The sequence below is a fragment of the Mesorhizobium sp. M7A.F.Ca.AU.002.02.1.1 genome (genome assembly GCF_003998535.1).
Lineage (GTDB): Bacteria > Pseudomonadota > Alphaproteobacteria > Rhizobiales > Rhizobiaceae > Mesorhizobium > Mesorhizobium ciceri.
The window spans coordinates 1-3,814 of the sequence record NZ_RZPB01000579.1 but is presented as its reverse complement, the minus strand read 5'-3'; the positions used below and the strand labels follow the sequence as shown (position 1 = coordinate 3,814).

The following is a 3,814-nucleotide window of genomic DNA, read 5'->3' as shown; positions in this document are numbered from 1 at the left end:
GACGACGACCACCGCATGGCCCTCGGCGGCGAGTTCCTCGATCAGATGATAGATCTCCGCCTTGGCGCCGACATCGATGCCGCGCGTCGGCTCGTCGAACAAGAGGATGCGTGTTCCCGCCGCCAGCCAGCGGCCGATGATCGCCTTCTGCTGGTTGCCGCCGCTGAACAGGCGGATCGGCCGGTCGAGCAGGAATGGGCGCAGATTGACGCGGCTCATCTTCTCGGCCGCCACCTGTTTCAACCTGGCGTGATCGATGAGGCCGCGCGGCGCGAACACGGCCATCGAGGCCAGCGCCATATTGCTGGTGATCGAGCGCAGCGGCACGATGCCTTCGCGTTTGCGCTCCTCCGGCACCAGTCCGACGCCGGCGGCAATCGCGTCACGCGGGCTGAAGAACCGTGCCGCCTTGCCGTCGATTGCAATCGTCCCGGCCGTGGCGCGATCGGCGCCGGCCAAGAGCCGCAGCAGTTCAGTGCGGCCGGAACCGACCAGGCCGGCAATGCCCAGCACCTCGCCGCGATGCAGATCGAACGACACGTTGCGCACCTTCGTCGCCGAGGAGAGGCCACGCGCGCTCAGCATGACCTTGTTCGTGGCATGGGAATTATGCTGCTCCTGCGCCAGTTCGCGGCCGACCATCATCGCCACGACCGCTTTCTCCGACAGGTCGTTCAGATCGACGGAATCGACGACGACGCCATCGCGCATGATGGTGGCGCGCCGGCAGATGCCGAACACCTCGTCCAGCTTGTGCGAGACATAGACGACGGCGACGCCGTCGCGGGCGAGGCCGGTGATGACTTGCGCCAGCCGTTCGAATTCGCTCGGCGTCAGGCTCGATGTCGGCTCGTCCATGGCAACGATGCGGGCGCGATCGAGCAGCGCGCGGGCGATCTCGACAATCTGCCGCTGCGCCACCTTCAGGGTACCGAGGGGTGCAGCCGGATCGATGGAGGGATCGATGGCCGCAAGAGCCTCCGCAGCACGGCGCTCCTGTTCGCGCCGGGCGACGAAGATGGCGCCGCGCGTCAGCGGATGGCCTAGGAACATGTTCTGGGCGACGCTAAGGCGTGGTACCTGCTGCAATTCCTGATGGATCATGGCGACGCCCGCAGCGCGTGCGGCGACCGGGTTGGCGAGTGTAACCGGCTTGCCGTCGATGAGGACGCTTCCCGCTGTCGGCGTGTGGACGCCAGACAGGATGCGCAGCAGCGTCGACTTGCCGGCGCCATTTTCGCCGAGCAGGCCGTGGATTTCACCGGCACCTACCGAGAACGACACGCCGTCAAGCGCCCGCACGGCCGGAAACAGCTTGGAAATGCCCTGGAATTGCAGCCGGGGTGACATTGGGTTCTATCTCCGGGCAACGGTGCCGGCGGGAGCGAATTGCTCTGGCCGGCACTCGCCGATTGGCCTTACTGGCCCGCAGCCGCGTCCTCGAGCAGTGCCTTGCGCGCGCCGGCGCCGGAATAGCGGTCGGCATTGTCCTTGGTGATCAGTGCCTGGGGCGTGGCGACGACGCGGGGCAGCTTCTGTCCCGCGACGAGACGCAGAGCAGTTTCCAACGCCACTTCGCCGGTCAGCACCGGGAAACTGTCGACCGTGCCGGTCAGTTCGCCGGCCCGTATGGAGGCATAGGCGTCGGAAATGCCGTCGGTGCCGAAGACCGCAACCTTGTCCTGCAGGCCGGCGGCCTTGACTGCCTCGACGATGCCGAGCGCCATGCCGTCATTGTTGGCATAAAAGCCGATCAGGTCGGGGTGCTGCTGCAGGATGTTGGTGGCCGCATCATAGGAGGTCTGGCGGTCCCAGTTGCCGGGAACGCTGGCGACGACCTCGAACTTGCCTGCCTCGGTGATGGTCGACTTGAAGCCGTCGGTGCGCTGCACGGCGGCATAGACGCCAGCCTGGCCTTCGACGATGGCGACCTTGCCGCCATCCGGACGGTTCTTGATGAACCATTTGGCGACGCGCACGCCATTGTCGCGCTGGACATTGCCGACATAATGTTCGGCCTGCGGGATCACGGCGTCATTGACGTTGACCACCGGCACGTTGGCGGCCTTGGCTTGCTCCATGATCGGCTGCAGATTGGCATCCGTCTGCGGCGAGACGAGCAGCACGTTGTAGCCCTGCGTCACCAGGCCTTCGGCGATGGTGAGCTGGCCGAGCTGGTCGCCCTCGCTTTGCGCTGCCTGATAGACGACGGGAACGCCGACCTTGGCGCCGAATGCCGTGTAGCCCTCGCCCAGCGAGCGCCAGTATTCATTGGTCAGCGTCTTGGAGACGGCGCCTGCCTTGGTGCCTTCGGGCAGCTTGGGGAACGCGCCGAATTTGGCCTCGACCTGCGACCAGTCGATGCGGTCCTTTTCCGTGTCGGAATTGAGCGGCGCGAGGTCGGCCGAAAAGGCAGAGCCGATCGACAGCGCCATCAGTGCGGCGGTAGCCGTGGCAAGCAGAAGTTTCATTGTATTCCTCCCTTGTTGAAAACGATAATGGTGCGCATGCCTCAGCTATCCGGCCCGAGCATGATTTCCTGGATGATGGCCTGCGACGTCACCGCATCCTGGCTGTCCATGGCGGCGGACAGGCGATTGTCCTGCCCCAGCCGGTCGACGACGCGCAGCATGCGCTTGACGGTGGCGATGTTGACTTCGCACTCGCGCACCGGATCGAGCCCGGTCATGTCGGGGAACGTGTCGAAATAGATGGCGCCGGCGTAACCGTCGCGGCGAATCTGCCTGAGCAACTCGATGGTCTGCAGCGTGTGCACCGCGCCGACCATCAGGCCGTCGTCGCGCTTGGCGTAGCCGTCGTTCAGATGCACGCCGAGCAGCTTGCTGTGGCGCGCCACCAGGGCCGCGGCAAAGGCCGGCTGTTCGTCGGCATAGAGCACATGGGCGAAATCGAGGGTGACGCCCAGATTGGGCAGGCCGACATCGCGGATCGCCAGCAAGGTCGTCGCCGCATCCGGCATCAGGCTGTAGGAGCGTGGTTCGTTCGGTTTGTACTCAAGGCTGATCTGACAGTCGGGATCATGCGCGGCTACTTCACGAATCCCATCGATTTCGTGTTGCCAAAGCGTCACATAGTCGGCCTGGAAGGCGTAGTCGAAGCCATCCTGGCCGAGCCACAGCGTCATCAGGCTGGCGCCGGCCTCACGCACGGCATCGATGCCGGCTTTGGTCAGGTCGATGGCCTCGCGGCGCACCGCCGGATCCGGATTGGTGAATGCGCCGAGCTTGAAGGCGGGGTTGGAGTAGTAGCGCATGGCAAAGCCATTGATGGAAAGCCCGAGATCGCCGAGTTTGAGGGCGATTTCCGCAGGCTTTTCACTGACATGGTCGGGAAAGTTGAGGTCGAGATCGGTAAGCCCGCCGACCTTGGCGGCGCGCGCCGCCATCTGCAGCAGCGACGGCTTGCCGGTAAGATCAGGCCATTCGGCCTGCGGCCGCGAGGCAAAGGAATTCAGGCGCGTGGCGAAACGAGTGGCTGTCATGGTCGATCCTTCAATCGTCATGACTTCACATAAATACAAATATTTGTAAAGTTATTGTTTTGAGGGGCGGGCGGTGAGCTGTGTCGACGGCCGGGGCTGAGCCGCGCGAAGGCGCAGGTTTCCCAGCGGCGTCGCCGGACAATCCGTCAGAACGGTGGGATCACTGACCGAGAGCGTGCGACGAAGCCGTCGAGTTCGAGGTGCTCCATGTGCGAGATCGCCCGGCAGGACGCGCCGTCGCGGCTAGTGCACCGGCGAAAAAGAGCCCAACGATTGACCGGCCAAAGGCACCGTCACACGACCGCGCAGGGA

Annotated in this window: 3 protein-coding genes; all 3 read right to left on the bottom strand. The window is 64.6% G+C overall.

The window, feature by feature from the left end:
* A partial coding sequence (locus EN879_RS27125; RefSeq protein WP_164774599.1) for a sugar ABC transporter ATP-binding protein occupies positions 1 to 1,350 on the bottom strand: 1,350 nt, incomplete at its 3' end.
* Between the two features lie 68 nt (positions 1,351 to 1,418).
* On the bottom strand, positions 1,419 to 2,471 hold the full coding sequence (locus tag EN879_RS27120) for a substrate-binding domain-containing protein (RefSeq protein WP_024502965.1): 1,053 nt from the start codon (positions 2,469 to 2,471) through the stop codon (positions 1,419 to 1,421).
* A 41-nt stretch (positions 2,472 to 2,512) separates the two neighbouring features.
* Complete coding sequence (locus tag EN879_RS27115; RefSeq protein ID WP_063170351.1) at positions 2,513 to 3,502, bottom strand: TIM barrel protein; 990 nt, start codon at positions 3,500 to 3,502, stop codon at positions 2,513 to 2,515.
* Positions 3,503 to 3,814: the final 312 nt, after the last annotated feature.